Source organism: Thermococcus eurythermalis, assembly GCF_000769655.1.
Lineage (GTDB): Archaea > Methanobacteriota_B > Thermococci > Thermococcales > Thermococcaceae > Thermococcus > Thermococcus eurythermalis.
Genome location: NZ_CP008887.1, coordinates 1,913,618 through 1,939,955, shown reverse-complemented (window position 1 = coordinate 1,939,955; position 26,338 = coordinate 1,913,618). Strand labels below are relative to the sequence as shown.

The 26,338-nt window shown below is 54.6% G+C and carries 26 protein-coding genes; 19 read left to right on the top strand and 7 right to left on the bottom strand.

Features of this window, described 5'->3' with window-relative positions:
* Window positions 1–33 precede the first annotated feature (33 nt).
* Entirely contained in the window at window positions 34–705 is a 672-nt protein-coding gene (locus tag TEU_RS10375; protein WP_050003713.1) for an adenylate kinase, read from the top strand.
* Here TEU_RS10375 and TEU_RS10370 read toward each other — a convergent pair.
* On the bottom strand, window positions 677–1,417 hold the full coding sequence (locus tag TEU_RS10370; protein WP_050003712.1) for a hypothetical protein: 741 nt from the start codon (window positions 1,415–1,417) through the stop codon (window positions 677–679). The two genes, TEU_RS10375 and TEU_RS10370, sit on opposite strands and share 29 nt — an antisense overlap.
* A gap of 198 nt (window positions 1,418–1,615) precedes the next feature.
* On the opposite strand from TEU_RS10370, the gene TEU_RS10365 reads away from it, so the two are divergent.
* The gene (locus TEU_RS10365) at window positions 1,616–2,020 is read left to right on the top strand and encodes a ParB/RepB/Spo0J family partition protein (protein WP_050003981.1); all 405 of its coding nucleotides are present in this window, start codon (window positions 1,616–1,618) and stop codon (window positions 2,018–2,020) included.
* Here TEU_RS10365 and TEU_RS10360 read toward each other — a convergent pair.
* A complete protein-coding gene (locus TEU_RS10360) occupies window positions 2,017–5,061 on the bottom strand; it encodes a peptide transporter (RefSeq protein WP_050003711.1) in 3,045 nt (1,014 codons plus the stop codon). The genes TEU_RS10365 and TEU_RS10360 overlap by 4 nt on opposite strands.
* 10 nt (window positions 5,062–5,071) lie before the next feature.
* On the bottom strand, window positions 5,072–6,883 hold the full coding sequence (gene glmS / locus TEU_RS10355) for a glutamine--fructose-6-phosphate transaminase (isomerizing) (protein WP_050003710.1): 1,812 nt from the start codon (window positions 6,881–6,883) through the stop codon (window positions 5,072–5,074).
* Window positions 6,884–6,995: 112 nt separating this feature from the next.
* Between glmS and TEU_RS10350 the strand changes: the two genes are divergently transcribed.
* Window positions 6,996–7,190, top strand: coding sequence for a PCNA-inhibitor (locus TEU_RS10350; protein ID WP_050003709.1), 195 nt, complete (start codon window positions 6,996–6,998; stop codon window positions 7,188–7,190).
* On the opposite strand, the gene TEU_RS10345 is transcribed toward TEU_RS10350, so the two are convergent.
* Window positions 7,185–8,336, bottom strand: a complete 1,152-nt coding sequence (locus tag TEU_RS10345) for a methyltransferase domain-containing protein (protein WP_050003980.1) — start codon at window positions 8,334–8,336, stop codon at window positions 7,185–7,187. The two genes, TEU_RS10350 and TEU_RS10345, sit on opposite strands and share 6 nt — an antisense overlap.
* Window positions 8,337–8,397: 61 nt before the next feature.
* On the opposite strand from TEU_RS10345, the gene TEU_RS10340 reads away from it, so the two are divergent.
* Entirely contained in the window at window positions 8,398–9,813 is a 1,416-nt protein-coding gene (locus TEU_RS10340) for a dolichyl-phosphate-mannose--protein mannosyltransferase (RefSeq protein ID WP_050003708.1), read from the top strand.
* Here the strand turns inward: TEU_RS10340 and rnhB are convergent.
* The 3 genes from rnhB to TEU_RS10325 all read right to left on the bottom strand — a co-directional run bounded on the left by rnhB (window position 9,785) and on the right by TEU_RS10325 (window position 12,103).
* Window positions 9,785–10,426 carry a ribonuclease HII gene (gene rnhB / locus TEU_RS10335; RefSeq protein ID WP_050003979.1) on the bottom strand — a complete coding sequence of 214 codons (642 nt, stop codon included), beginning with the start codon at window positions 10,424–10,426 and terminating at the stop codon, window positions 9,785–9,787. The two genes, TEU_RS10340 and rnhB, sit on opposite strands and share 29 nt — an antisense overlap.
* 61 nt (window positions 10,427–10,487) lie before the next feature.
* The gene (locus tag TEU_RS10330; protein ID WP_050003707.1) at window positions 10,488–11,309 is read right to left on the bottom strand and encodes a metal ABC transporter permease; all 822 of its coding nucleotides are present in this window, start codon (window positions 11,307–11,309) and stop codon (window positions 10,488–10,490) included.
* On the bottom strand, window positions 11,306–12,103 hold the full coding sequence (locus tag TEU_RS10325) for a metal ABC transporter ATP-binding protein (protein ID WP_050003706.1): 798 nt from the start codon (window positions 12,101–12,103) through the stop codon (window positions 11,306–11,308). Before TEU_RS10325 ends, TEU_RS10330 begins: the two co-directional genes overlap by 4 nt.
* A 178-nt stretch (window positions 12,104–12,281) precedes the next feature.
* Here TEU_RS10325 and eif1A point away from each other — a divergent pair, with 178 nt between their 5' ends.
* From eif1A to TEU_RS10250, 15 genes are all read left to right on the top strand, one after another.
* Complete coding sequence (eif1A, locus tag TEU_RS10320; protein WP_050003705.1) at window positions 12,282–12,632, top strand: translation initiation factor eIF-1A; 351 nt, start codon at window positions 12,282–12,284, stop codon at window positions 12,630–12,632.
* A 17-nt stretch (window positions 12,633–12,649) separates the two neighbouring features.
* Window positions 12,650–13,426 (top strand): serine protein kinase RIO, encoded by a 777-nt coding sequence (locus tag TEU_RS10315; RefSeq protein ID WP_050003704.1) that lies wholly within the window; start codon window positions 12,650–12,652, stop codon window positions 13,424–13,426.
* Window positions 13,427–13,430: 4 nt separating this feature from the next.
* The gene (locus tag TEU_RS10310) at window positions 13,431–14,135 is read left to right on the top strand and encodes a KH domain-containing protein (RefSeq protein ID WP_050003703.1); all 705 of its coding nucleotides are present in this window, start codon (window positions 13,431–13,433) and stop codon (window positions 14,133–14,135) included.
* A 2-nt stretch (window positions 14,136–14,137) separates the two neighbouring features.
* On the top strand, window positions 14,138–15,838 hold the full coding sequence (gene top6B / locus TEU_RS10305; RefSeq protein ID WP_050003978.1) for a DNA topoisomerase VI subunit B: 1,701 nt from the start codon (window positions 14,138–14,140) through the stop codon (window positions 15,836–15,838).
* A complete protein-coding gene (locus tag TEU_RS10300; protein WP_050003702.1) occupies window positions 15,831–16,991 on the top strand; it encodes a DNA topoisomerase IV subunit A in 1,161 nt (386 codons plus the stop codon). The genes top6B and TEU_RS10300 overlap by 8 nt, the downstream gene beginning before the upstream one ends.
* Window positions 16,988–18,241, top strand: coding sequence for a DUF530 family protein (locus TEU_RS10295; RefSeq protein ID WP_050003701.1), 1,254 nt, complete (start codon window positions 16,988–16,990; stop codon window positions 18,239–18,241). Before TEU_RS10300 ends, TEU_RS10295 begins: the two co-directional genes overlap by 4 nt.
* A 4-nt stretch (window positions 18,242–18,245) precedes the next feature.
* On the top strand, window positions 18,246–18,641 hold the full coding sequence (locus tag TEU_RS10290; RefSeq protein ID WP_050003700.1) for a DUF1699 family protein: 396 nt from the start codon (window positions 18,246–18,248) through the stop codon (window positions 18,639–18,641).
* 47 nt (window positions 18,642–18,688) lie between these two features.
* Window positions 18,689–20,779, top strand: a complete 2,091-nt coding sequence (locus TEU_RS10285; protein ID WP_050003699.1) for an McrB family protein — start codon at window positions 18,689–18,691, stop codon at window positions 20,777–20,779.
* The gene (locus TEU_RS10280) at window positions 20,776–22,185 is read left to right on the top strand and encodes a 5-methylcytosine restriction system specificity protein McrC (RefSeq protein WP_050003698.1); all 1,410 of its coding nucleotides are present in this window, start codon (window positions 20,776–20,778) and stop codon (window positions 22,183–22,185) included. Before TEU_RS10285 ends, TEU_RS10280 begins: the two co-directional genes overlap by 4 nt.
* 35 nt (window positions 22,186–22,220) lie before the next feature.
* Window positions 22,221–23,024, top strand: a complete 804-nt coding sequence (locus TEU_RS10275) for a GTP cyclohydrolase IV (RefSeq protein ID WP_050003697.1) — start codon at window positions 22,221–22,223, stop codon at window positions 23,022–23,024.
* A 52-nt stretch (window positions 23,025–23,076) separates the two neighbouring features.
* Complete coding sequence (locus tag TEU_RS10270; protein WP_050003696.1) at window positions 23,077–23,262, top strand: hypothetical protein; 186 nt, start codon at window positions 23,077–23,079, stop codon at window positions 23,260–23,262.
* Window positions 23,252–23,527 (top strand): type II toxin-antitoxin system RelE family toxin, encoded by a 276-nt coding sequence (locus TEU_RS10265; protein WP_050003695.1) that lies wholly within the window; start codon window positions 23,252–23,254, stop codon window positions 23,525–23,527. The genes TEU_RS10270 and TEU_RS10265 overlap by 11 nt, the downstream gene beginning before the upstream one ends.
* 332 nt (window positions 23,528–23,859) lie before the next feature.
* Window positions 23,860–24,162 carry a hypothetical protein gene (locus TEU_RS10260; protein WP_144244858.1) on the top strand — a complete coding sequence of 101 codons (303 nt, stop codon included), beginning with the start codon at window positions 23,860–23,862 and terminating at the stop codon, window positions 24,160–24,162.
* A 38-nt stretch (window positions 24,163–24,200) separates the two neighbouring features.
* Window positions 24,201–25,202 carry a hypothetical protein gene (locus tag TEU_RS10255; protein ID WP_050003693.1) on the top strand — a complete coding sequence of 334 codons (1,002 nt, stop codon included), beginning with the start codon at window positions 24,201–24,203 and terminating at the stop codon, window positions 25,200–25,202.
* 4 nt (window positions 25,203–25,206) lie between these two features.
* Window positions 25,207–26,337, top strand: coding sequence for a hypothetical protein (locus TEU_RS10250; RefSeq protein WP_050003692.1), 1,131 nt, complete (start codon window positions 25,207–25,209; stop codon window positions 26,335–26,337).
* Window position 26,338 lies beyond the last annotated feature (1 nt).

The following is a 26,338-nucleotide window of genomic DNA, read 5'->3' as shown; positions in this document are numbered from 1 at the left end:
CTCGTGTGCATAAATGTTTAATGGTGGTGCGCGGTGAACATTCTGATTTTCGGCCCTCCCGGAAGCGGAAAGAGCACGCACTCCCGCAGGATAGTGGAGCGCTACGGCCTGACCTACATATCCTCTGGCGACCTTATTAGAAAGGAGATAGAGCGGGGAACTCCGATTGGGAAGGAAATGGAGGCTTACCTGAGCCGGGGTGAGCTCATTCCAGACACGATCATCAACACCCTTATAATCTCCCGGCTGAGGCGTCAGAGGGAGAACTTCATCCTCGACGGCTATCCAAGGACTCCGGAGCAGGTCTTGGCCCTTGAGAGCTACCTATACGACCACGGGATAAGGCTTGACCTGGCCCTTGAGATTTTCATAGACCTTGAAACCAGCGTCGAGAGGATAAGCGGAAGGAGAATCTGTCCGAACTGTGGCGCAGTTTACCACGTCAAATACAACCCACCCAAGAAGCCTGGGGTCTGTGACGTCTGCGGCTCGGAGCTGATTCAGAGGCGGGACGACAGGCGCGAAGTCGTTGAGAAGAGGTACCGGATTTACACAAAAAACATGGAGCCGATAATAAAGTTCTACAGAAACAAGGGGATTTACGTCAGGGTTGATGGTGACGGGGGCGTCGAGGAAGTTTGGAAGAGGATTCAGCCGCTGCTGGACTACATAAGGGCTAGAGAGACTTACCTAAGGCCTCCATGAGCTTCTTCAGGTCTTCGTTCTTAGTAAGCTCCTCTATCTCCTTCTCTATGCTCTTTGCACGTTTCATAACCTGGGCAATGTTCTTGTCGCTTGGGTCAAGAACCTTGACCTGTATATTGAGCCTCTCTGGGAGCAGTGCCTTTGCGTAGCTCCTGGCCTTGGTCTCGACGGAGCTTTTGAGGCTGTCCTTCTCAGCTTTTTCTATCTGCTCCGCAAGTTTGAGGACTATGGAGACGGTCTCCGGGGAAATTAGGTCATCAGTCGTCACAGTGATTGACGTCAGGGGCACGTTCCATTCCTTCAGGGTTATCATAAGCCCCCTGCCGAGGCGCCGCAGGGCGTCTTCCATCTCCTGGGGCCCGCTCACTACCAGCCGGGCATCTTCTCGTTTCTCTCTTCTTGGCACGTCTTCGGTTATCGTTACAGATTCAAGAACAAACCTGAACCCATAGAGCTTTCCAAACGATGAATTGGCCTCTTGGATACGTTTCTCAAGTATTCCCTGGACAATAGTCTCAGTGTCAACCACGCCGCTGAGGCTGTACCTGACAACATCGACATCAAAGGTTAGGAAGAGAACTCTTTTTCCTTCCCTGACCTTAGCTCTAATCCTCCTAACACTTGCGCCTAAAGTATCAACTGCCTCAACAATCTCCGATACAAAGAGCTTGTGTATGAGTGGGTAGTATTCCTGGGGTTCAACTTCCAGCACTTTTCATCATCGTTGGGTAATTACGTGGTAATTGCTTTAAGGGTTTCTGTTTAATTCCCTATATGTCACCGCAGAGGGGGTTTCAAGTCCGCCTTTCCCCGAAGTGGTTGTCAACGGCCCTGCGGAGAAGGCTGACAGGAAGTGCTACAAAAGATGCAAAAACATAGCCGCGTTTATCGCCGTTAGGGGTGCCGAATGATGGGCAGGATAAGCCTCATCACACGGGAAGGGGCATTCAAACGTGCCGAACGGATAAGGAGGGAATACGAAGCAATCTACGGCATTGGGTTTGACCTTGAGCGGGCCTTTGTCTCCCTTGAGAACCTCGTCCCCACCCAGGTGGAGCTCAGCGAGGGAAAGCTCCTCTTGGTTCTCCAGGAGATAAAGCACGGGTATGACGCCCCGATAATCGTGATACCGCACGGTGGGAGGTATTACATCATAGACGGCCACCACAGGGCCTTTGCCCTGAAGAAGCTCGGCTTCGACCGGGTTGAGGCGATTATCCTCAAACCACGCTCGGAGTTCGTTCCAGGCATCGTCAAAACAGCGGAAAAAGAAGGGCTAAAAAGGCTGGAGGATATGAAAATAGTGAGGGATTAACCCTCCCAAATTACATACTCCTTCTGTGTGATGAAAATCGGCTCTATCCTCTTTCCGACGATGATGACCTTGTCTTTGCCGTACTTCTTGTGGAGCTCCTGGATGTACTTGCCGAAGACGTTTTCGGGCATGCTGGCCTGAGCGACTATCGTGTTGTTGCCCTCCTTGACACTCAGCTCCTTGACCGGAACGTAGGTTATGATGTCCTGGTGGGGCTCGAGGTAGAAGTCGTCCTTCTCTATGTCCTTGCCGTTGGGGGCAACGTAGTAGACTATGCTCGCCCTGAGGGTAAGCTTCACGCTGTCGTAGTCCTTTCTGAACGCGGCCTTGAGCTCAAGCTGGCCGCTCTGGCCCTCGCCGAGTATGTAGCTCGGGTTGGCTACCTTCCCGTTGACCTTCGGTGCCCCGTTGAGCACTCCAACTGGGCCCTCCTGGATGAGGACGAGGCGGTAGCCGGTGGCGTTGGGTATCGTGAGGGTCACCTCAACGGGGGTCTCGTTCAGGTAGTCCATGCTGAGGCCCTCTGCGAGAACCTCTCTCTTTATGAGCTCGGTTCCGTTGTATGCCTCAAAGACGAGCTTTGCGTCCTTTATGTCCCTTCCGAAGGCCGAAATCCAGAGCCTCAGCTTCTGCTCCCCTGGCTGGAGCTTTCCGCCGCCGAGGGTGGTGTAAACGGTCTTCCAGGTGTCGTTCTCGTACCTGTCTATCCTGTAAACTGCGAACGGCCTGAACTCGTAGGTCGAAACGCCGCCGTTGCTATACACCGGCTTGAAGTTGGCGAACAGCTTCTGGGACTCCCAGGGGTCCGGGGAGTACGGAACGTGGAAAGCCAGCTGAACGAAGTTGCTGAAGGCTATCTTCTGGTACGCCAGCAGTCCGTAGTTGCCGAAGATGTAGAGGACGTAAGGTATGTCCCCCCTGCCGCCTATTACCTGCCCCGTGGTGAGGTCAATGGTCGCCAGCGGCTGGTACGCGCTGTTTCCTGATGCTATGTAAACGGCAAGCCTGCCGCTTTCGTTGGCGTACTGAATCTGCTGTGTTGATATGGCCTGGAACATCGGAATGTGCGTCTGCTCGTAGTGGTTGATGGCGCCGCCGAGGTAGCTTATGGCGTTGAACTTTCCTATGTCCTGCTGCCAGGTTATCATGTAGTTGAGGCCCCACGCCTCAAAGTCCTGCTCGCTCTCGTTTCCGTAGTGCGAGAAGAAGTCCGCAACAATGTAGCGCCTGTCGTATGCGTGGCCGCCGTCGGTGGCGGAGCGCCTGTGGCTGAGCAGGCTGGATTCAATCCAGTACCCGTAGTCCCACCAGCTGGTTGCGCTGTCGAGCGGGTGGCTGTTCTCCCTGAGCCAGCTGAGCGTGTTCACCCAGTCAGCCGGAACGGAGCCCTGGCTCCTTGCGTAGCTTTTGGCTATATCATTCATGTGCTGGGCACCTATAACCGGAACAGGCAGGAATAGGAGGATGAGGAGCGCCGCGTAGAGGGCCTTGGTGCCGAGGCTCTCCTTCATGTTCTCGACGAACAGGAAGGCCTCTCCAACCGCGACGCCAGCCAGGAGGAGTATGGCTCCAGAGGCCTGGAACACGAACCTGACCGCCATGAAGAGCAGGTATATAGAGCCGGCGTAGTAGCTGACGAGGAAAATTTCTTTCTCTGTTGGTTTACCCTTAGCTAGTTGTATTGTAAGTCTCAATAGTACAATGCCAAATCCACTTACTGAAATCAAGAATAACAGCCCGTCTTGAGGCTTTACGTTTGGGTACTCCTTGAAATAATACACGTAAGTTAATATGACTCCAAGTGTTATCCCTGCTGATATTCCTTGTGTCACGGGGGAGTTGTTTTCTTTTAATTGTTCTATGAGCTGTATTAATAAAATTACCAAACCAAAAAGTGCTATAGCACCTACTACAATTCCCTTTTGAATTCCAATGCTATAATAGCTGATTATTGTCCCCCAATCAGTCCTTGCGAGCTCGGCAACGGTCTGGTAGAGCGGGTTTGACTGGGTGGCGCCGCCGAGGAAGTTGAAGAGCTCCCTGCCAAAGTACGCGTAGAACGCCAGGAAGCCGAGAACCGCTATGGCCACTACCGTCCCAAAGCGGTGCTTTTTGTCGGAGTAGTTGAGGCCAAGCCTCTCACCGTAGAGCATCACTGCAACGAGCGCACTTAGCGCCATAAGGCCCTCGAAAGCGAAGATAAGGAAGCTCTTAATCCCGATAAACCCGGTGCCGGAGAGCCATATACCGAGAACAAGCGAAAGTCCGTAGAGCGGGAAGAAGTCCTGGGTGAATTTCTTCAGCTGTGGAATCATGCCGAACGTGAAGAAGACGACCACAGTAAGGCCCGCGAAGAGCAGGAGTATTCCGACACCGAACTGGCTTCCGGTCCAGACTGCCATGTAGAGGACGCTGGTCGCGAGGAAGAGCACTCCTGAGAGCACCTTCTTCCAGTTCCACCCCCTCTCGTCGAGGTATATCATAAGGAATAGCACCGCGTATAGGAAGAACATCATGAACGGCCCTTCTCCACGGTTGTTGCCGGAGTAGGTCTTGCTGAAGCTGGCGTAGGAGAACATCATGAAGGCGGCTGCCCATACGCCGGCCCAGTTGGAGTGGAGCTTCCTCCCGAGGAGGTAGACAGCTATGACTGTCATCGCACCGACGAAGGGCGGCCAGAGCTTGAAGGCCCCGAGCTGGTCGTATCCGAACGCCGAGACGACTTTGTAAAAGAACGCCTGTACGGTATAGAGGCCGAGGTAGCCGCTGGCCTTAATTCCTGTGGGCGGATTGGCGTATGCGAAATACTTGGGAATCCACTCATTGATGGCTATCTTGTACATCTCATAGTGGAAAAAAGTGTCGGGGTCGAGGAAGGTCTTGTAGTTGGACGTCACGTTCCTCAGTTTAAAGCCCAGATACGCGAGCAGGAGGGCTATCAGGGGGAGTCCATAGGCCTTGAACTTCTGGTAGTACGCTGAGAGGGAAGAGCTGTTCCCCCTTCCATTCTCCTGCCTCTTTTTAGCCTCAGTCTTCACCATTCCAATCACCTCATTCAACTGTAACGGACTTCGCAAGGTTCCTCGGCTTGTCGGGGTCGTTGCCCCTCAGCACGGCAAGGTGGTACGCGAGGAGCTGGAGCGGGACGACGTAGGGGATTGGACTTAAAACCTCGTCAACATTTGGCATCTTGATGAACGTGTCCGATACCTCACGCAGCTTTTCAGAGGAGCCGATGGATATTACGTAGGCCCCCCTAGCCTTCGCCTCCTCGATGTTGCTCACCATCTTGTCGAAGGTCTTCCCGTTCGGTGCTATCGCTACGACCGGGACGCCGTCCTCAATCAAGGCTAAAGGCCCGTGCTTGAGCTCCCCTGCGCTCAGCCCTTCCGCGTGGATGTAGCTTATCTCCTTGAGCTTCAGGGCACCTTCTAACGCCGTCGGAAGGCCTATGCCCCTGCCTATGTAGAAGAAGTCCTCTCTGTCCTTAAGGCTCTCTGCAAGCTCCCTGAGCGGTTCGCTGAGGTTTAAGATGCTGCCCTCAACGAGGTCTGGAACCTCCCTTAGGGACTCTTCGAGCCCCTTCAAGTACTCCTCGTCGGCGGTTCCGAGAACCCTCGCCAGCTCGATGGCGAGCATCGTCAGAACCGCGAGCTGGGTCGTGTAGGTCTTGGTCGCCGCCACACCGATTTCGGGCCCCGCGTGGGTGTAGAGCGTTAAATCGGCTATTCTAGTCGCCATGCTCCCGACTACGTTGACGATGGCTAAGACCTTGGCCCCCTTCTTCTTCGCGAGCTTCATCGCCGCGAGCGTGTCGGCAGTTTCACCGCTCTGGGTTATCGCTATGACGAGGGAGTCCTCATCAACGAGGTCTTCGAACTCGTAGCGGAACTCACTGGCGTCCTCGACGAACGGGACTTTCTTGGCAAGCCTCTGGAGGAGGTACTTTCCGACGAGGCCCGCATGGTATGAAGTCCCCATGGCGACGATGAATATTTTGTCGTAGTTCGCTATTTCCCTAGCCACGTCCCGGATTATCTCGGCGTTCCCGTGGATTGCGTCCCTCAGAACCCTCGGCTGTTCAAATATCTCCTTGAGCATGAAGTGCGGGAAGCCGCCCTTCTCCGCCATCTCAAGCGTCCACTCTACGGTCTGGACTTCCTTCTCCACCTCTTCGCCTGTCTCAAGCTTCTTAACCACCCAGGAGTCCTTCGTAACGATGGCATATTCCATGTCATCGAGGAAAACGACCCTGTTGGTGTACTCAAGGAAAGCCGGGACGTCGCTCGCCCCGAAGTTCTCGCCCTCCCCGATTCCGAGAACGAGGGGGCTCTCGTTTCTGACGAAGTAAATCCTATCCGGCTCCTCGGTGTAGATTACGCCGAGGGCAAATGAGCCTTTGAGCCTGAGAAGGGCCTTCCTAAGGGCTTCCTCAAAGCTCCCGCTCGATTTAAGCTCCTCCTCTATCAGGTGGGCTATGACCTCGGTGTCCGTGTCGCTCTCAAAGGCGTGGCCCTTTTCAAGCAGCTCCTTCTTTAGCTCCGCAAAGTTCTCAATTATACCGTTGTGGACGAGGGCTATCTTCCCGGTGCAGTCCTTCTGGGGATGAGCGTTAATATCGTTCGGGACGCCGTGGGTGGCCCAGCGGGTGTGTCCGGCACCGCGCTTTCCGGGCATGTCGAGCAGGTTGAGCCTCTCAACGACTTCATCAATCTTTCCGGCACCTTTTTTGATATACAGCTTTCCGTCCTCTTCGGTTACAACGCCGACGGAATCGTAACCGCGGTATTCGAGCCTTTTCAGGCCCCTGACGATTACTTCACAGGCCTTCCTGTCGCCGATGTAGCCGATGATTCCGCACATGACACTCACCTCTTACTCTCTCCCACGATAATCCTCCGAACGTTAAAAGTTTTCCTGAAGCGGGCAGGGAAAAGCCTTTATACAAGGGCCTCAACCTTTGATGGGTGGGCGGATGAACAGGAAGCTCGACGAGTTTCTGGGGAACGTGGAGCCGAAGACGAAGCGGGAGGAAAAACCTAAGACAAAGAAAAAACGCCTGAAATCAACGAGTCTTGAAGCGTTTCTCCCTGAAGAGCACGTCAATTATTTCAAGCAGCTTAGAATCGGCTCCAAGAAGATTAGGAACGCGAAGATAGAGGAGCTATAGCGCCTCCGCTATAATTGCTTTGTCGCCCACCTTGAAGACGAATGCCCTTCTTTCGCCCTTCAGGTTTGCCTCTATTCTCTTCCTGATCCTCCAGTACTCCTCGTCCGGGACGCTTATCTTGAGCGTCGCCCTTCCAAAGCCCTCTCTCCTCAGGAGGTCGTTAATCCTAACCGGGTGGAAGGGCAGGACTGTGACAACTGCGTACGTCCTCTTGAGGTAGGGGCTCTTGATTGGCTCATCACCGGTGGCTAAAACGCGCCTCTTCTCCCTGAGGAGCATCTTGGCGTTCCCGCCGAGCTTGTGGAGAAGCTCGTTCAGCAGGTCGGCGTAGTCCACAGCCTGCGGGATTTCGTAGAGGTACTGTCCGGGCTCAGTTGTCCATTCGACGATGTTCTCAAGGTCGGGGTCGCTTTCAAGCCTGACGCCTGCGGGCAGGATTACCGCACTCCTCCCCGCCCTTGCCAGCGGTTCGGTGTAGAACGTCAGCCTGTTGAGGTGGCCGTAAAGGTCAATGTACTCAAACTCGCCCTTCCAGGGAACCCTCTCGCGCCTCATCTGTGGGGGTAAGTCGAAGATGAACGAGTCGGTCTTCGGGCTGTAGGCCCGGTATATCTCAAGCGGGCTCGGGAGCAGGTCTTCGAGCCTCCTCTCTGGCATCTCGGGGGGTCTAGCCGGGTCCGAGAAGATTACCTCGGCGTCCACTCTCTCAACGGTCTCGGGCGCGAGCGAGTCGGCGTTGATGAACTCGATGTTTTCGACACCGTAGCGCTCGGCGTTCCTTTTGGCGAACTCTATCTTGAGCGGGTCTACATCTATTCCGTAGGCATTCTCGACTTTCATCGCATAGAAGATGAGCTGGATTCCGACTCCACAGGAGACGTCTGCGAGGCTTTTGACGCCGAACTCTTTCAGGCGCTCGGCGCGGTATTTGGCAACTATTTCGTGGGTGGCGTAGCGGAGGCCTTCGAGGTCCATCCACAGGTCGTCGCGCGAGAACTTGTCCCTGGCCCTAATCCTGGCCCTCGCTATCTCCGCTATGAGCTCCCAGTCCTTACCGAGCCTCGCTCTAAGTTTTTTCTCGTCGAAGCCCCGTTTTATGAGCTCCACTGCCTCTCTGACTTTCTCTTCAGTGATTCCCTCGAGCATGTTTTCGCTTAGGGGGGAGACGCTTAAAAACGTTGCCCGCTTAGTTTGGACGGTGTTAATAATGGACTGGAAGAGGGCCGTCTTTGCTCTAATCGTCGTCCTCACCATGGCCGGAACAGTCTGGTTCACTTATCACTTCGCTTCTCAGGAGAGCCTAAACGACTACATCGGCGACGAGGTCTGGTACGTGCCCGCGAGCAGGAACGTCCTCCACCGCCTCGGGGTTCAGGTCACCTACGAGCACAACGGCACTTACGGGGTGAACGTGATATTTGCAAACGAAAGCTCTAAAATAAAGTACCTCAGCACGGCCGATGCAGTGGCCACTTTCAGCGGTGTTAAGTTCAGGCTTCAGTACCACAACTTCCCTGGGGTCTACTACGAGATTCCTGCGGACAAATACGAGGACTTCCTTGAAAGGCTCTCCGGACGGTTGCCGGGGGGGAGCTATTACGTCGTCCCCGGATTCAGGTATCCCGACAAGGAGGACATCCAGAACTACCTCAACACGGAGCACCCCTTCCTAGGAAAGGACATCATAATGCTGGGCATGGTTCTCCTCGGGGACAGGCCAATCAGCTGGCGCCTTCCGGGCATAATCGAGTTCGCCCTCATAGAGCTCCTCGTAGTTCTCGCCGCATACAGGATAAGCAAGAGCTACCTCGCTTCGCTCATAGCGCTTGTCTTCGTCGCTGCCGACCCGACTCTCCAGGCAACCGCTGTAACTGCCATGCTCGACATCCACGTCGCTTTCTTCGTCGCGCTATTCGTCTTCGCCCTCGCGTACGGAAGCAACCTCGGCTCCTCTGTGGCGCTGGGTCTTGTGGGGGCAACAAAGCTGAGTGGTGCCTTTGGCTGGCCTGTTCTTCTCATCAAGGCCCTCAAAGAGGAGAACTCTTTCGTCCGGTTCTTTTCGACCGTTGTCATAGTGCCGGGAATAGCGTTCCTCCTGCCCGAGCTCCCGATAATAATGGCGATAGGCTTCGTCCCGTGGGTGAGGGAGTTCCTGGGGAGCTTCCAGTGGCACCTCAGCTATAAGGGCTCGAACCCGCACACCTCACCGTTTTGGGAGTGGTTTATCAACTACCGCCCCTTCCCGTTCCACTTCGACCCAAACGTCTTCGCGGAGACGAACCCAGTCCTGCTCATCAGCATGGTAGTCCTCATCCTCGCAGTGCCCTGGCTTTACAAGAGGAAGCCGGGAATCCTCGCGCCCTTCATGGTATTCTGGAGCACAATAGGGTTTTTTGCCCTTCAGTATGTCTTAGGGGGCAAGACTCAGTTCAGCTTCTACGCGACGGTTCTCGTTCCGCCCGCGTCAGTGGTCATGGGTGTAGCCTTAAACGAGCTCCTCAGGCGGGAAGCCTTCAAAAGCTCCCTCACTTTCTACTGGGAGAAGATGAGGGGGCTAAAAGAGTGGGCTCTTGAAAAGGCTGTACGGAGAAAAGCTAACCCCTCAGAAAGTCCTCAAGACTGAGCTGGCCCCTCTTTGACTTTTTGGCTTCCATCTCTGCCTTCAGCTTTTCCTCAATCTTCTTCAGGGTCTTCCAGCCCCTTCTCACAATCGGGGGAAACTCTCCGTGCTCGCGGTAGTAGCCTTCAAGGAAAGCCCTCGTCCGGGGGTCGCTCGGATAGCCGCTCCCTATCTCGCCGTACTCCTCTTTCAGCCTCTCGATTTCCCTGTCCCTGGTAACCTTCGCCACGATTGAAGCCGCTGAGACGACCGGGAACAGGGCGTCGGCGCGGTGTTTTGCCACAATCTCAGCCCCAAAGTTCAGCCTCGCCTCCAGCTCATTCCCAAAGCGCTCCTCATCAACGTCAGCCGCGTCCGCGTAGACGACATCGGGCCTGACCTTGAGGGAGTTCAGCGCCCTCGCAAAGTTCTCGACCTCGAACTCGTTGAGGGTCCCCTCGCGGGAGCTTATCTCCTCGGGCGAGAGCACTAGGATAACGTGGTCGTCGGCCATGCCGAGTATTTCGTTAAAGAGCTTCTCGCGCCTCTTGGGGGTCAGCTTTTTGGAGTCCTTGACGCCGAGCTTTTCCAGCTCTTCAGCCTTCTCCTCGTCAATGACTACGGCCGTTATGACCATGGGGCCTATCACTGGTCCCCTGCCGGCCTCGTCTATGCCCGCTATCTTTCTCCCCACTGGCTCACCTCCTGAATAGGATTGCCCCGTAGATTGCGCCGAGGATTATCGTCGCTATGCCGCTCGGCGGGATTGCGGTGAAGTATGCCAAGACTACTGACGAGAGCTGAACCGCCAGGGTAAGCAGAAGACTTACGGCGAGAACCTTTCTGAGGTCGGAGCTTACCATCAGTGCTATCGCGCCGGGCAGGACGGCGATGACCTGGAGGGTTATCAGGCCGACGGTTTGGACTATCAGGGCTCCCATCGCCCCCACAATGACGTAGAGAATCATCAGGTACGCCCTCACGTTCCCACCGTGGCTTTCCATTCCCTCGGGGTCAAAGCTGAGGTAGAGGAAATCGCGGTAGAGGACGAGAAGGACGAAGAAAATCAGCGCGCCCCCGAGAACCAGCACGGTCAAGTCCTGGAGCGTTATCAGGAAAATGTCTCCGGTGAGGTACGAGACTATGTTCTCGCTCAGCGGGAAATATGGCCTGCTCGCCATGACCTTGTAGAGGATTCCAAAGCCGAGAACGGTAAGTCCGGCGACGAAGCTCGCCACTATTCCGACGGCAGAGTCCGGTGTAAAGCCGAGCTTTTCGAGCTGGGCTATTGTGAGGACAATCGCGGTCGTTACGGCGAGCGCAACGAGGGTAACGAGGGCGTAGCTGTTGAAGATGAGCGCGAGGATCATTCCAAGGACTGCACCAAGGAGGAGCGCGTGGAAGAGGGCGTGGGTGAGGAAGGCCAGCCCCTTGGCGTTTATCAGCGGGCTCAGGAGGCCCAGCAGGACGCTGACCATTATGCTCGCCAGGAGGGCCCTGATTATAAACTCCGGGATCACTGCCTATCCCCCCTTCTCCCCATGTGGATGTGGAAGTCGCCGGTTATGCAGTAGAGCTTTCCGTTTACCGGTATCACTTTCGCCAGCGGGCCGTAGACGGACTTAATGACGCCGTCGTTGAGGACTTCCTCTGGACTGCCGAAGGCGATGAGGCGCCTGTTAATCAGCATTACGAGGTCACCTATCTCAAGGAGAGGGTTTATGTCGTGGGTGGTTATTATCATCGTGACGTTCTTCTCGGACTTTATCTTGCTGAGCACGTTGGTGACCTCGGCCCTTGCACTCGGGTCAAGGGCAGACAGCGGTTCGTCGAGGAGGAGCAGTTTAGGGTCGCTCATAAGGGCCCTCGCAAGGAGAACCCTCTGCTTCTGCCCGCCGGAGAGCTCCCTGAAAAGTCTATCCTTAACGTGGTCGAGACCAACGAAGACCAGGACTTCTTCTGCCTTCTGAATTATTTCCGCAGGAATCTTGAAGTGGACGAAGCCCCTCCTGTAAAGCCCGCCCATAGCGACCACTTCAAGTGCCGTAAGGGGCACTCTCTCGTTCAGGGAACTGCTCTGGGGGACGTAGCCGATGAGGTGCCTCGCGTCGCACGGGGGTTTCCCGAAGACCAGGAGTTTGCCCTCGTATTCCCTGTGAAAGCACGCTATCGTCTTGAGGAGGGTCGTCTTTCCTGCCCCGTTTGGCCCGAGGAGGAGAAGGGTTTTACCCTCATCTAGGCTGAACGTAACGTCTTTCAACGCGGGACTTCCCTCATAGAATATCGTGAGGTTCTGGGCTTCCACGGCTTTCATCTCTCTACCCACCCACCACTAATTTCAGTTCGTTTTTAAACTTTAATGTTCCTGTGGTGGACAGGTCTGGGTAATCTCGTTGCAAAAATTTTAAAAGTTTGGGGCCAAAGGCCACCTGGAGAATTTTTGCAGGGGTAAGCTTATAAGGGCTCAGGCAAAGCGGTTGGGGGTGATGATCATGGCGTACAAAAAGAAGGACAGGCAGGTTGAGGGTGAGGAAGTTATTCGTGTTCCTCTCCCAGACAGGAGCAAGGGACAGCTGTTTGGTGTCATAGAGCAGGCCCTTGGCGCTGGATGGATGGACGTCCGCTGCGAGGACGGAAAGATAAGGAGATGCAGGATTCCGGGCAAGCTCAAGAGGAGGATGTGGATGCGCGTCGGAGATGTCGTTATAGTCCAGCCCTGGCCGGTGCAGACCGACGAGCGCGGCGACATCGTCTACCGCTACACAAGGACTCAGGTGGACTGGCTCCTCAGGAAGGGCAAGATAAGCCAGGACTTCCTCACCGGTGGGGAGCTGTTGTTCTGATTTCAAAGTGATGGGAAATGCGCGAGGAGTTCCTTGAGAGGGAAGTCGAGGAGATACTCGGCCTCAGGGACAGGCGAGAGAAGGACAGCGAGCTCTACAAGATAGCCAACGAAGTCTTCGACAGGACTACCAAGGAGACTTTAGCATACCTCCACAGGCGTGGCAAGATAGAGGAGCTCTACGGCGTCATAAGTACCGGCAAAGAGGCCAACGTCTTCGCTGGCGTCGATGCGGAAGGCAACAGGATAGCCGTCAAGATTTACAGGACGTATACCACAGAGTTCAGGCGCATCTGGGAGTACCTGGCCGCTGACCCGCGCATCGGCTACCTGCCGAAGGATATGCGGAAGCTCGTCTTCGTCTGGACGAGGAGGGAGTTTAAGAACCTCCAGAGGGCGATAAAGTACGCAGTCCGCGTTCCCGAGCCAATAATCTTCCGCAACAACGTCCTCGTAATGGAGTTCGTTGGAGATGACGCCCCGGCCCCCCGCCTGAAGGACGTTGAGAGGGAGCTTGAGAAGAAGGATTTCGAGGAGCTCTACAGCTATTTAATCGGCGTCATTGAGAGGCTCTGGAAGCGCGGCGATATGGTTCACGGCGATTTAAGCGAGTACAATGTCCTTCTCTGGGACAGACCAGTCGTGATAGACTGGTCGCAGGCCACTGTAAGGAGAAACAGGATGAGCGTCGAGCTTTTAAAGCGCGATTTGAGGAACATCACGGGCTATTTCGCGAGAAAGGGCGTTGATGTTGAGGACTACGAGGTAAAGCTCCGCGAGCTCCTTGAGGGGTGAGAGCATGGACGAGTTTGAGAAGTTGCTGAAAAAGTATGAGCGCGTTGATAAGGACGGGGAACCCATTAAAGAACCTGAATTTGGCGAGATTGATTACATGGCAGAGGGTGAGCAGGAAGAGTTTGTTAGGATTCCTAAGGAGAGGATTGCCGTCCTCATAGGTAAGAAGGGTAAGACGAAGAGGGAGATAGAGAGGAGAACCGGAACGAAGATAGAGGTTGATAGCGAGACCGGAGAGGTATTCATCACGTCCACCAAGAAGACCAAAGACCCCCTTGCCGTCTGGAAGGCGAGGGACGTGGTTTTGGCCATAGGCAGAGGTTTCTCCCCCGAGAGGGCCTTCAGGCTCTTCAACGAGGGTGAAATCCTCGAGGTTGTAAACCTCACGGATATCGTCGTCGGAAACGAGAAGAACGCCCTGCCCAGGGTAAGGGGTAGAATCATCGGGCGGAAGGGAAGGACGAGGGAGATTATTGAGGAGATGAGTGGCGCCGATGTGAGTGTTTACGGAAAGACCGTCGCGATTATCGGCAACCCAATTCAGGTCGAGGTGGCCAGAACGGCTGTAGAGAAGCTCGCAAGGGGCTCGCCCCACGGTGTCGTTTACCGCTACCTCGAAAGGCGCAAGAAGGATTTGGAGCTCGAAAGCTCCGCCTACTACGAGGCCCTTGAGGGCGGGCCCGAGTCTGAGGATTGGGAGGAGGAATGACGATGGCTGAGGCGAGTCAGCTCTTTAAGGAGTTCAAAATCCAGAGCGTCAGCGAGTTCTTCAGGCGAAACGCGGCAATGCTTGGCTACACTGGAAAAGTCCGCTCGCTCACAACGCTCGTCCACGAGGCGGTCACGAACTCGCTCGACGCCTGTGAAGAGGCTGGAATTCCGCCCTACATAAGGGTTGAGATTGAGGAGCTCGGAAGGGAGCACTACAAGGTCGTCGTTGAGGACAACGGTCCTGGAATACCCGAGAAATACATAACCCACGTCTTCGGAAAGATGCTGGCTGGAACCAAAGCGCACAGAAACATACAGAGCCGCGGCCAGCAGGGTATCGGTATAAGCGGCGCTGTCATGTTCGCCCAGATAACGAGCGGAAAGGCGACCCGCGTGATTACTTCAACGGGCGACGAGATTATCGAGGCCTGGGTGAAGATAGACGTTGACAAGAACGAGGGTAAAATCGTAAAGAAGGAGAAGCACCCTAATCCAGACGGCTGGCACGGGACGAGGATAGAGCTTGAGGTAAAGAACGTCAAGTACATGCGCTCCAAACAGGGCGTCTACTGGTACCTCAAGCTCACCGCCATAGCGAACCCCCACGCCCACATAGAGCTCATCGAGCCCGACGGAAGGCTGATAGTCTTCCCGCGTTCGAGCGAAGAGGTTCCCGAGCCACCTGTGGAGATGAAGCCCCACCCTAAGGGTGTCCTGACGGACGACGTCTACAGAATGGCCAAGAAGACTAAAAGGCAGAGTGTGAGGCGCTTCCTCATCGGGGAGTTCTCAAGGATAAGCGACAAGAAGGTTGACGAGCTCATCGAGTACATAGCGGCACTGAGACTAATCAAGACCGTTGAGGACAAGAAAGTCCAGGAACAGCTCTACGAGAGGCTCATGAAGGGTGAAGTCAAAGCCGTTCTCCGCTCCTTCAGGGGCTACACCAAGGTCGTCAAGCAGGTCGCGAAGATGATGGAGAAGCCGCCCGAGAAGCTCACCTGGCACGAGGCTGAAGAGATAGTCGAGGCCTTCAAGTACATGAAGTTCCTCGCTCCGCCGACGCACGGCCTCAGGCCCATAGGCGAGGAGAACATTGAGAAGGGTTTGAAGGGAATCCTCAAGCCTGAATTCGTGACGGCCGTAACGAGACCGCCGAAGGTTTACTCCGGAGGAATTCCATTCCAGGTCGAAGTCGGCCTTGCCTACGGCGGAGAGATACCGAGCGGTTTTGAGCTCCTCCGCTACGCGAACCGCGTCCCACTGTTGTTTGACGCGGGCTCGTGCGTAACCACCCAGGCGGCGCGCTCTATAGACTGGAAGAGGTATAAAGTTGACGACCTCGACAGAACTCCGCTCGTGCTCATGATTAACGTGGTTTCAGTCCACGTCCCCTACACTGGAACTGGAAAGCAGAGCATAGCGAGCGTTGACGAGATATACAACGAGATTCGCCTGGCCATAATGGACGCGGCGAGAAGACTGCAGACCTACCTCAGCGGAAAGCACAGGCGCCTCTACCAGGTAAAGAGAAAGAAGACCTTCGAGAAGTACGTGCCCGAGATAGCCAGGGCTCTGAGCATACTGACGGGCGAGCCCGAGGAGAAGATTAGGGAGTACTTCCTAAACTTCATTGAGAGTCACTTCGCCTCGAAGGAGGCCGTTTCAGAGGTCGCCGTGGAGGTGAGCGAGAATGCCTAAACGCAAGGTCATACACCGCGAGAAGCCCAAGGAGAAGTTCTCCTACGACCCAAAAAAGGTGCTCAGCAAGCTCGAAGAGTACGGAAGGAGCGTCCTTGAGGCCATCAAGTCGGGTAAGAACCCCTATTTCGACATTCCGATGCGCGGTCTGAACAACGTTTACTTCGACGAGAAGAGCAGGCTAATCAAGATGGGCGACAAGCTCTCAAGGCGTTACTTCCTCAATGTTGCTCATGCCAGAAAGTTCATGCAAACCTTACTCATAATGGCCTACGTGAAAAGGCTCGTGAGTGAGGGCAAGCACGCGAGCCTTCGTGAAGCCTACTACGCCAACAAGCACACGATTCCCGGAACGAGGGAGAACACCTTCGAGGACCAGCGCGAGAGCGACCCCATCATAGAAGACCTTGAGAGAATGCTCGGCGTTTTGAGGGAGGAGATGCACATAACTGCCGACAGGCGCGGCTACATCTACGGCGACATAGTGATTAGGGACGGCGAGGACGAGTTCAACGCGAGCAAGCTCGGAAGCGGTGGCTGGGCGGTTCCTGGAACGGTGGAGCACATCCAGTTCCCGGAGATAAACGTTGATTACGCCCTCGTTGTCGAGACCGCCGCTATGGCTGACCGTCTCATCGAGGAAAAGTTCCCGAAGAGGGAGAATGCCCTAATCATAGCCACCCAGGGACAGGCCTCGCGTGGTGTCAGGCGTTTAATCCACAGGCTCCACTACGAGGAAGGTCTGCCAATCATCGTCTTCACCGATGGCGACCCCTACGGTTGGTACATCTACTCCACAATAAAGCAGGGCTCCATCAACCTCGCTTACCTCAGCGACAAGCTGGCAACGCCCGAGGCGAGGTTCGTGGGAATGACTATGGACGACGTGGAGCGCTACGGCCTCAAGAACGTCACCGAGAAGCTCAAGGGAATCCCGCCCAACAAGAAAGGTGGTCCAACGGGCGACTACAAGCGCATTTTGGAGGAGATGGAGTACCCCTGGTTCCAAAACAAGGAGTGGCAGAGACAGCTCAAGATGGCCCTCAAATGGGGAGTCAGGATTGAGCAACAGGCCCTCGCCAACAAGAGCCTTGAGTTCGTCGCCAAGGAGTATTTACCAGAAAAGATAAACAACGGTGATTTGTTGCCATGACGACAACTGAAGAGCTCGTCGCCCAGGTCAACAAGATACTCGACGACATAGGGATAGACCTGGGCGAGCTCTTCGAGGACTTCGACCCGGTTAGGTTAGCCCATACCCTCCTTCGGAATATTTCACTTTTAAACGACCTCCAGGACGAGCTTGAGAGGCGTGTGGGTGAGACTGCACCCTCCGCCCGCTTTATGGACAAAAAGAGCAAGGACCCGCACCTCCAGTGGATTTACAGGAAGAAGCACAACAGAACCCTGGCCCTTGAGAGACTTCGCTCGGCAATAACCGCCCACAAGATGGCCCTGGCCCTGCTCTCGGCCAACTACACCTTCAAGCTCGGCAGAAAGGAGATTCCGATAGATGCCATAACGAAGGAGAACATTGAGAAAATCAAGGCCGTTGAAAAGCCCGTAAAGCTCGGAAGGCTCGAAATCTTGCCCCATCTAGCTTACTCCGGCGACGTCCTCAGGTTGCTATCGAGGGAAAGCCTTGAGGTAAGAGAGGCCTTCAAGTCCATCAAGGGCAAGCTCCGGGAAAAGGGAACCGTCAGAACAAGGGGCATGAGGATTGAGGTTGAGTACTTCGAGAACAACAGGCTGAAGAAGGCCCGTCTCGACCTTCCGGCCGATGCAGACATAGAAATGGAGCTCAGGAAGCGCTTTGGAAGAAGGTTCCGCTGGCGCGTGCTCACCTTCGTGAAAACGAAGGGTGTTTTAATAAACAACCACTACACGGTTGACAACCTCGCCCTCGCCTACGCGTCCCTCGACCCCGAGGGGGGTGCCGAGAAGCTCGGCCTTGACATATTCCGCTATTACTTCCTAACCTCCCCCACCGAGAGGGAGACGCTTGGCATATTCCCCGGAATAAAGGTCTCCGTTGACTGCCATTACTCAATCCTCGACCTGCCCTTCAGGGGCGAAGAAGGCTTCAAGACTGGCCAGGGAAGCCTTTACGTCATAAGGAAGTGCGAAATGGAGGAACAGCTCATCGGCAAGAGAAAGGACATCACGATGATTCCCAACTATCTCCTCGGTGGGGTTCTGCTCTACGGCATGAGCCACTACGATGAGGGTAAAGTGGCTGAGCTCCTTGGAATCGACGAGGCCGAACTCAAGGAGGCCATAAAGAAGTTCGTAATCTCGGGCCTCCACAAAGTCCTGTTCAGCGAGAATGAGCTCAAGAAGTTCGAGAAGTTCATGCCGAAGACCGACAAGGCAAAGAAGTTCCTCGACCTCCTGCAGGGGTGAGTAGATGAAGGTAAGGGTCAGCGCGAGGACCTACGATGAGCTCCTGTGGAAGCTGTCCTCGCTGGGCGAGGACGTTACCGAGGTCTACGTCAGCCTGAGGCCCACCAAGGAGGTGGTTGTTAAGATACTTGAGAACGCCCCCAACGTGAAGCGGATAAGCTGTCCTCCGAGCCTTTACCCGAAGGTCTCGAAGAGGGTCATCTACGCCCTCGGCCAGCTCGGGATTGAGCTCGTCCCGGAGAAGAGGCCGCGCGGGAGGCCGCGGAAGTACGACGAAAAAACGGTGAAGCTCGTCCGCGAGTTAGCCAAGAAGGGCGTCCCGATGCGGGAAATCAGCGAACGCCTTGGGATACCCCTCCGAACAGTTTACTACATGGCAAGTAAACAGGTTAAGAGATAAACTATTTAAGTTGAATACTCTCAATTTTCCGATTGAGGTGGGGGTTTATGGGCCGTTTTGAACCCGTTAAGTCGGCAGTGGAGAGGATAAACAGCTATTTGTCCGAAGAGTATGAGGAAGAGAGGGTAGGGTTTTCTATTGAGGAGATGAAGCTCTCCGACGATGGAAAGTACCTGGCCGTTCTCGTCAGGGACGACTACGATTCGAGGTTTCTGCACGCGTTCTACACGTCCGGAGACCCTGTAAAAGGCTGGGAGGGAGGGGTGCCGATTCCCTGCCAGTCGGACGTCATAATTTTCCCTGGAAAGAACTACATCGGAGTTTTTTCGAAGTGCGGCGGTGGGGAAGTTGCTTTATACCCCCTTGAGGAGCCCCCAAAAGAAAACGCGCTCAGGGTGGCCTTCTCAAAGCCGCCAATCTATATCCTCCTGACGCCAAACGACAGGGTCGTTGTCTTCGGGGACATGAGCATAAACTTCACGGCCCCTGCGGAAACGGAGGTTCTTTTCATTCCAAAACTGCCAGGGGGATACGCGTTTTTTCATGGGGTGTACGACACTGAGGAGGAAGCTTACATCCTGCATACGTTCAGGGAGCCAAACGGGAAAAAGTCCGTCCTCAGGATTGGAAAAGTCCCGTTCCCAGTTTATCCATACTACTCGGCCCTTGAGTTTTGGGATGGGATGGAGATAGTGGCGACCTACACCGCCCCTCCCGCTGTAAAGGGGGCAATCGGTGACGTGTGGGTCAGGGACGGAAGGCCCATTGCCCTTCTCGGCACCAAGATGGGGACGGAGATATACATAATGGACAAAAGGACAACCGTCCTCCCCCTTCCAGGGGAGCTCGTTTTCGCCCGCTTTACCGAGAGGGGCCTCTTTGTGGTCATCGGCCAGTTCAGAGGGTACCTCTACGGCGGCACAGTCTCCTATGAAAAGCTGGAGGAGAAAAAGTCAATATCCCTCGATGACCTGGAAGACAGAACTATCTTCGGGCGCTATAATCCCGAATTCCTCGACCCGAAGTTTTCTGGCATCTCCCGGGACGGGCAGACGCTGTACATAGGCAGGACTTCCGGGAAGACGAGCCCGAGCGGCGGGTTTTACTACTACCTCCTCAAGGACAACCCGTACCTTTACACCCTCAAGACGGACAAGTCCCCGACCGGAGAAGGAGAAGTTGATGAAGACCCGATTCCAGGAATCATAGAGGCGTTCAGGAGCGTTATATTCTACGGCCCCCCTGGAACCGGAAAGACACAGAGGGCTATACAACTCGCAAAAAAGGCCACCCGGTTAGAGGTGGTGACCTTCCACCAGTCATACAGCTACGAGGACTTCGTGGAGGGATTCAGGCCCGCGGAGCAGGACGGGCGGCTGGTGTACCGTGTCGAGGACGGAATCCTCAAGAGAATGGCCGTCGAGGCGATATACCACGGCATAACCGGTTCGCGGGGCGCTGACTACGAGGAGATGAAAAAGGTTGTTGTGGACTTCCTTGAGCGGAAGAAAAACGGCGAAAAGCTTGAGTTCCACCCGAAGGGCAAATACTACCTCGTCATCGATGAGATAAACAGGGGAAACATAAGCAGGATTCTTGGGGACGTTATAACCCTCCTCGACCACGATAAACGCCTTGGAGAGGAAATGGAGACCATCGTGACGCTTCCGTATTCGGGAGAGCCATTCTCCCTGCCGCCAAACCTCTACATCATCGGCACGATGAACTCGACCGACAGGAGCATAGCATTCCTCGACATGGCCCTGAGGAGGAGGTTTGCCTTCGTTGAGTTCCTTCCGAGACCCGAAGAGCTCGGCCACGTGGAAGTCGGGGGAGTGAACCTCCAGCACCTTCTTTCTAAGATCAACGAGACGATTGAAGAGGAGCGCGGCAAGGACTACACCATCGGCCACGGCTACTTCATGGAGGTCGTCAGGTCGGAGGACAAGGTCAGCGCGCTGAAGAGGGTCTTCTACTACAAGATACTCCCCCTCCTGCAGGAGTACTTCTACGGCAACTGGGAGGCACTCCGCAGGGCCCTTCCGGGGTTCAGCTTCATAGATGAGAAGGGCAGGATAATAGAGATGAGCGACGAGGAGTTCCTTGAAACCCTCCGCAGAATGGTGAACGAGAAATGACCCAGGACGTCGTCGTGAGGTTCTACGAGTTTGGAAAAATCCCAATGAGCCGGCTCCGGGGCATGGGGGTGAATCTCTCGTACCCGGAGCTCTCCCACTTCGTTGAGGTCATCAACTCGGTTCACGGCGGCGAGCACACGGTGTTCAGCCTCGAATACTCTCCCAGGGACAGGGAGCACTACCTGAGGGCCCACGGGAGTGTTGGGTTCGCGTACTACGTGACCAACGGGAAGAAGATAACGTTTCAGGTTCTCCCGAAGCCTTTCAGGACAGACCCCGACGACAGGCGCTCCGTCCAGTTCTTCCTCCAGCTCCTCAACCTAGTCAGAGGAATGAGGGTGGGGGCTGGGGAGCTGAGGGCCCTTTCCGAAGAGTACAGCAGGACGGGGGACATAGACGAGCTCTTCAAGAGCATGTACGTCCTCCTCCTGGCGAAGGCCCTGAGCGAGGGGCCTTACATAGAGTACGGGGAGGTCGAGGAGAACTCTGGGGTGCTCAGGGGAAGGCTCTTGATGAACAGGATGGCGAGGAAGCCGCCCTGGAAGCTGGAAGTCCCGGTCAGGTATTCGGTGATGATGGAGGACAACCCCCTCAACAGAGTCCTTAAGAGGGCGCTTGAGATTGTTGTGACCACCTCCAAGTGGAAGTCAACCCGGAAGTTAGGCGGGATGCTGATGGGGGCTTTCGTGGAAGTCGGCCCGCTGAGATATGGGGACAGCTCCAGGGTGGCGTTTAACCACCTGAGCGAGAGGTTCAGGAACGTCTTTAACCTCGCGGAGGCGATAATTTCAGGTTTTGTAGGCATAGGCACCCGCAACCGCGTTCTGCCCGGGATATTCGTGAGCATGGACAGGCTCTTTGAGGGGCTTGTTTACCACACGATAAGGGCGGTTCTGGGGGGAGAGGCAGAGGTCAGGGCCCAGGAGAGCCTGCCCCACCTGATAAAAAACGCCCGCGAGTACGAGGAGAAGAGAAGGGCGATGTTCATGATGGGCAACCCCCTGCCCGACGTGGTCGTGAAGTGCAAGAAGGGGAGGTTTATAGTTGAGTCCAAGTACCGCAGCCTCAGCGTATACCTCCACAACCAGGGCAGGAGCGTTAGGAAGCTCGTTAGAAAGAGCTCCGAGCTGTATCAAGCTTATGCGTACGCCAAGCTGGTGGGTGGTGGCGTTATCCTGATATACCCACGCCTGGAGGGCAGGTACAACCACTGGATTCCTGACCTCTTTGAAGCGGGCGAGAGGGACGTTCTGCGCTTTTTTGACGGCACAAAGCTTGCAGTACTTGGGTACGAGCTTTCAAGGGTTGGAAAAGACGTGAGGATAGAACACGGGGCAGTAGCTGTTAGCGACGAAATCAGGGAGGGGCTTAAAGATTTCCTGCTGAACTTTTGTGGTGACCTTTAAAAAGGGGACGACCAACCCTCCGCTGGGTGAGAGACATGCTGGTTGAGACCCAGGAAGAGGTTCCCCAGATTAGAGAGCCGCTCAGGCGCGTTGGCATTACAAACCTCAGGACAGTCGCCAAGATAAACTGGAAGGGGAAGGTTTACACGTTCATCCCGGTGTTTGAAGTAACCATAGACCTTCCCGCCGAGAAGAAGGGCATCCACATGAGCAGGCTCGTTGAGAGCATAACAGAGGCCATGAGCGAGGCGGTCGAGGAAGAGGTAATGGAGGCCCACAGCTCGCTTGAGGAGCTCGGCAGGGCCGTTATAGAGCGCCTTGAGGGGAAGCACCCGCACAGGCGCGCGGAGGTGTGGATTAAGACCCACCTCATAATCCTCAGGGAGACGCCGGCGAGCAAGAAGACCACATACGAGCCCTACGACGTCGAGGTCGGCGTTATCAAGAACGAGGACGGCTCGTTTGAAAAAGTCCTCAGGGTCAAGGTCATCGGAAACACCGTCTGCCCCCACGCGATGGCCAACAACAACGGGAAGACGCACATACAGCGCGCCGTCGGCGAGCTTGAAGTGAGGGCCGGCTATGATGAGGAGATAGAGCTTGAAGAGATGATAGACGTCGTGGAGAGCTCCTTCAGCCACCCGACCTACACGCTCCTCAAGACCGTGGACGAGAACGCCGTCGTCCAGGGCATGTACAGAAACCCGAAGTTCGTCGAGGACGTTGCGAGGGAGATATTCGCCAAGGCGAAGGAGCGCTTCAACGGGAGGATACACGTGAGGGTCATCAGCAACGAGAGCATTCACAAGCACGACGTCATAGCGGAGACGTGGAGCTGAAGGTTCGAAAATTTTAATTATTTGAATCCCTAACAATACCCGAGGTGAGAGAATGGAGGCCACTCTCAGCGAGATTATCCACCGGATAGAGGAGATAGAACGGTTTCTGAAGGAGCTCGTGGATGTTAACCTTCAGCTCATTGAGGAGTCTGAACCGGAAAAGTGGGAGAGAGAAGCCATCGAGGAGCGCAGAAATGACGAGTTCCTCGAATGGGACGTGGTGAAAGATGAGCTTTGAGAACAGGGTTCTGATAAGCAAGAAAGCCCTGAAAGAACTCCAGGGTATCCCACAACACGAGAAGGAGTTGATAAAGGACAGGATATCCAAGCTGTCTTTTTTCCCTCTGGCCCACCTAGACGTCCAAAAGCTCAAGGGACATGAGAACGTTTACCGCCTGCGCGTTGGACAGTATCGAGTAATCTTCGAGTACCTGAAGGAAGATAGAGTTGTCAAAATCCTAAAAGTCGGCAAGAGGGAGAACGTTTACGGGGATAACCTATAGGGGAAGACGTGGAGCTGAAGGTTCGAAATTCAATATCGGTTTCCCATTTTTCGGGAGCCGAGCTTCTTTCAAAATGATAAAACATTTTGTTAAACAATTTCGCCAATCATGGTATAACTCGGTTATTAACTTGAAGTAATTCGCTCCCTTATTTGCACTATGTCTCTTCTATGTTCATCATGGTCGATTTTTTGAAATCTGCACCTCAACTTCGAAGTAAAACTTAAATATTGTTGGACGATAGTTAACACTGCCCGGGGGCAAGATAGTACCCGGGCAGGAGGGTCCACACCATGAAGAAGTTAATAGCCATACTGTTCGGACTCCTGGTAGTGGCGGCAGGGTTCGCGGCAGCGACGATATGGCAGACCACAGTCGTTAGGGACTACAACCAGGACCAGTATGCAGAGGCCTATGCTGAGATTGGAGTCAGGTACGATGCTCAGCATCCCTATACGAACTATGACATAACCTACAGAACAGGTTGGGGAAGGTTAAAGGCCCCCTACAGCTATCCATACTACGTGTTCAAGAACAACCTCCCCAACGGCGTTGAAGTGAGCGTTTATGTCATGATTCCCGGACGCTCTCAGCCGGATGTGGTATCTGCCAGCGCAACTTGGCCATATATATGACTTCGATTGCTTCCTTTACTATTTTTGGGGGTGGTAAAATGACGTTTAAAAAGCTTTACGCCGGCATTTATTTGGTTGTGATACTTCTCGGATCTAACTTGGCATTGTCCGCTCCATACTGGGCTGGAAAAGGTGCGGTCGTTGAGTACGTTGCCCACAGAGACAACACGTACGTCAGTGGACTGTTGCAGAGGGGAGTCCCTCCAGAGACCGTGACAACCGTGAGCATGTATTACCTTCGAAACGGTTCTGAGTATACAATAAAGGCGTACAACACATCATACTTGAGGTTCGAGATAATCGAAGATTCGGCAGAGTCTTTTAGGGTGAGGACAGAACTAGTGCTATCCAACGTCACAATAATAACCAACGCAAGCTCTCCCAGGTTCTGGAGCGCCGAGGAGGTTATAAACCACACTTGCAGGCTGGGGACGTGCCTTTACAGGCTCGAAACACTAAAGATAACCGGGATTTATAGAATTCTCAAGCAAGGGGACCAGGTTGTAGCCGGTGGAAAAGTTTACGGGAGGACTTTCCTGTGGATTGACCCTACTGAACCTCCAGAAAACGGAACGGTCCTGTTTGACGCCGACGGCACCGTGCTCAAAGTCCAGCGGCTGGAAAATGTCAATCAGTCATTCAAAACGTACAGCGGCACCTTCGGGCCTCCGCTGGTAAAGATCTACACGAACAAAATTAACATTAACCTCGGTAGTGTCTCCGCAGAGGGAATGAACGTCTACCTCTACGATGGCTCCGACTTTGTACTTCTGAGCTGGTTCGGCCTAGCGGGAATAGCGGACCTCAGGGCGATGGGGATAGTAACGATGAGCCTCATGGACCAGAGGGCGGGGAGCGAGGGACTGCAGACGCTTGGCCCGACCTTGTATCGCTTCACACCCGCCCCCCAGACCCAGGAAGACGAGGGAGAGCAAAGCCCCCTCACCGTCGGCCAGGACAGGGACGGTTACGGTAGGGTAATCTTCTACGCGGTTCTGGCCACCTTCACCGTCGTTCTGGTTGTCAGGCTCAAGAGGTGATTCAATGCCAACCGCCGGACCTTCGGGGAGAGGGTGGAGGCGGGTAGTTTCCAATGGAATGCACCGGGCAGGGGCTTTCAAGCCCGGCCTGGCGGTCCTGATGTTCCTCCTCGCTCTCCCCACCCAGCTGGCGGTGGCCACCCCGTACTGGGCCAAGCCTGGAGTCTACGTTGAGTACGCGGCCATGAGGTACGACCCATATATCCAGTATCAGCTCTCCCAGGGGTACTCAACCGAGCAAAGGACTGCGTTTCTTGTTTACCTTTCCCACAACGCTTCCTACAAAATCTACGCGTACAACGACACTTACCTCAAGTTCACTATTCTGGAGGAGACTGACGGTTATCTAACAGTCGGCGTCCGTATTGACATGAGCAACGTAACGGTTAAAGTCACCGTCCCAGCTGGGGAGAACCTAAGCCCGATTTGGGAACAAAACGAGGTCATAAAAGTTGAAACTATACCAACCCCGGGCAATTTCGGTACCCGTGAATACAAGGTGTACCTCCGGTCTCTCGGGATTGAGGGTGTTTACAGAATACGGGAGAGCGATGGTACCGTTTTCAGCCTGAACGGAACCCGCTACGGTCATACTTTCCTCTGGATTGATACCGACCCAGGTTTGGTCCCGCAGGAGAACGAGACCTTCGTGGTTTTTCCCACCCTGAACTGGACGATGAAAGTCGAGAAGGTGTCCGTGAGGGATAAACCCAAGAAAACATACTATGGGGAATTTGGGCCGCCCACTGCCATGCTGTCTCTCCTGGGATCACCACTTGTCATGGAGGGTCTTGTGGAGTTCACCACCCAGACCCCGGGGGACTTGTGCTATGATCCCACCACGGGGGTGGTGTTATCTCTCACTACTATCTCAATACTGATATCCCCTGACCTTGCCGCCATAGGAATTCCCTTTGCATCTTTCATGGACGAACGTGTGGCCTACGACCAGATGGTGGAGAAGGACCTTTCATGGGCCGGTTTGCTACCGCTCTACAATACCAACGCTGAGTTCCAGAAAGTTCAAAAGATTCCCTTTTCGAGGGTCCAAACACCATTAAGGTACACTTTCTGGGTGTCACTGGTTCTCCTCGGCTCTATCGTGGCAGTAAGAGGTTGGGGGAGGATAAAATGAG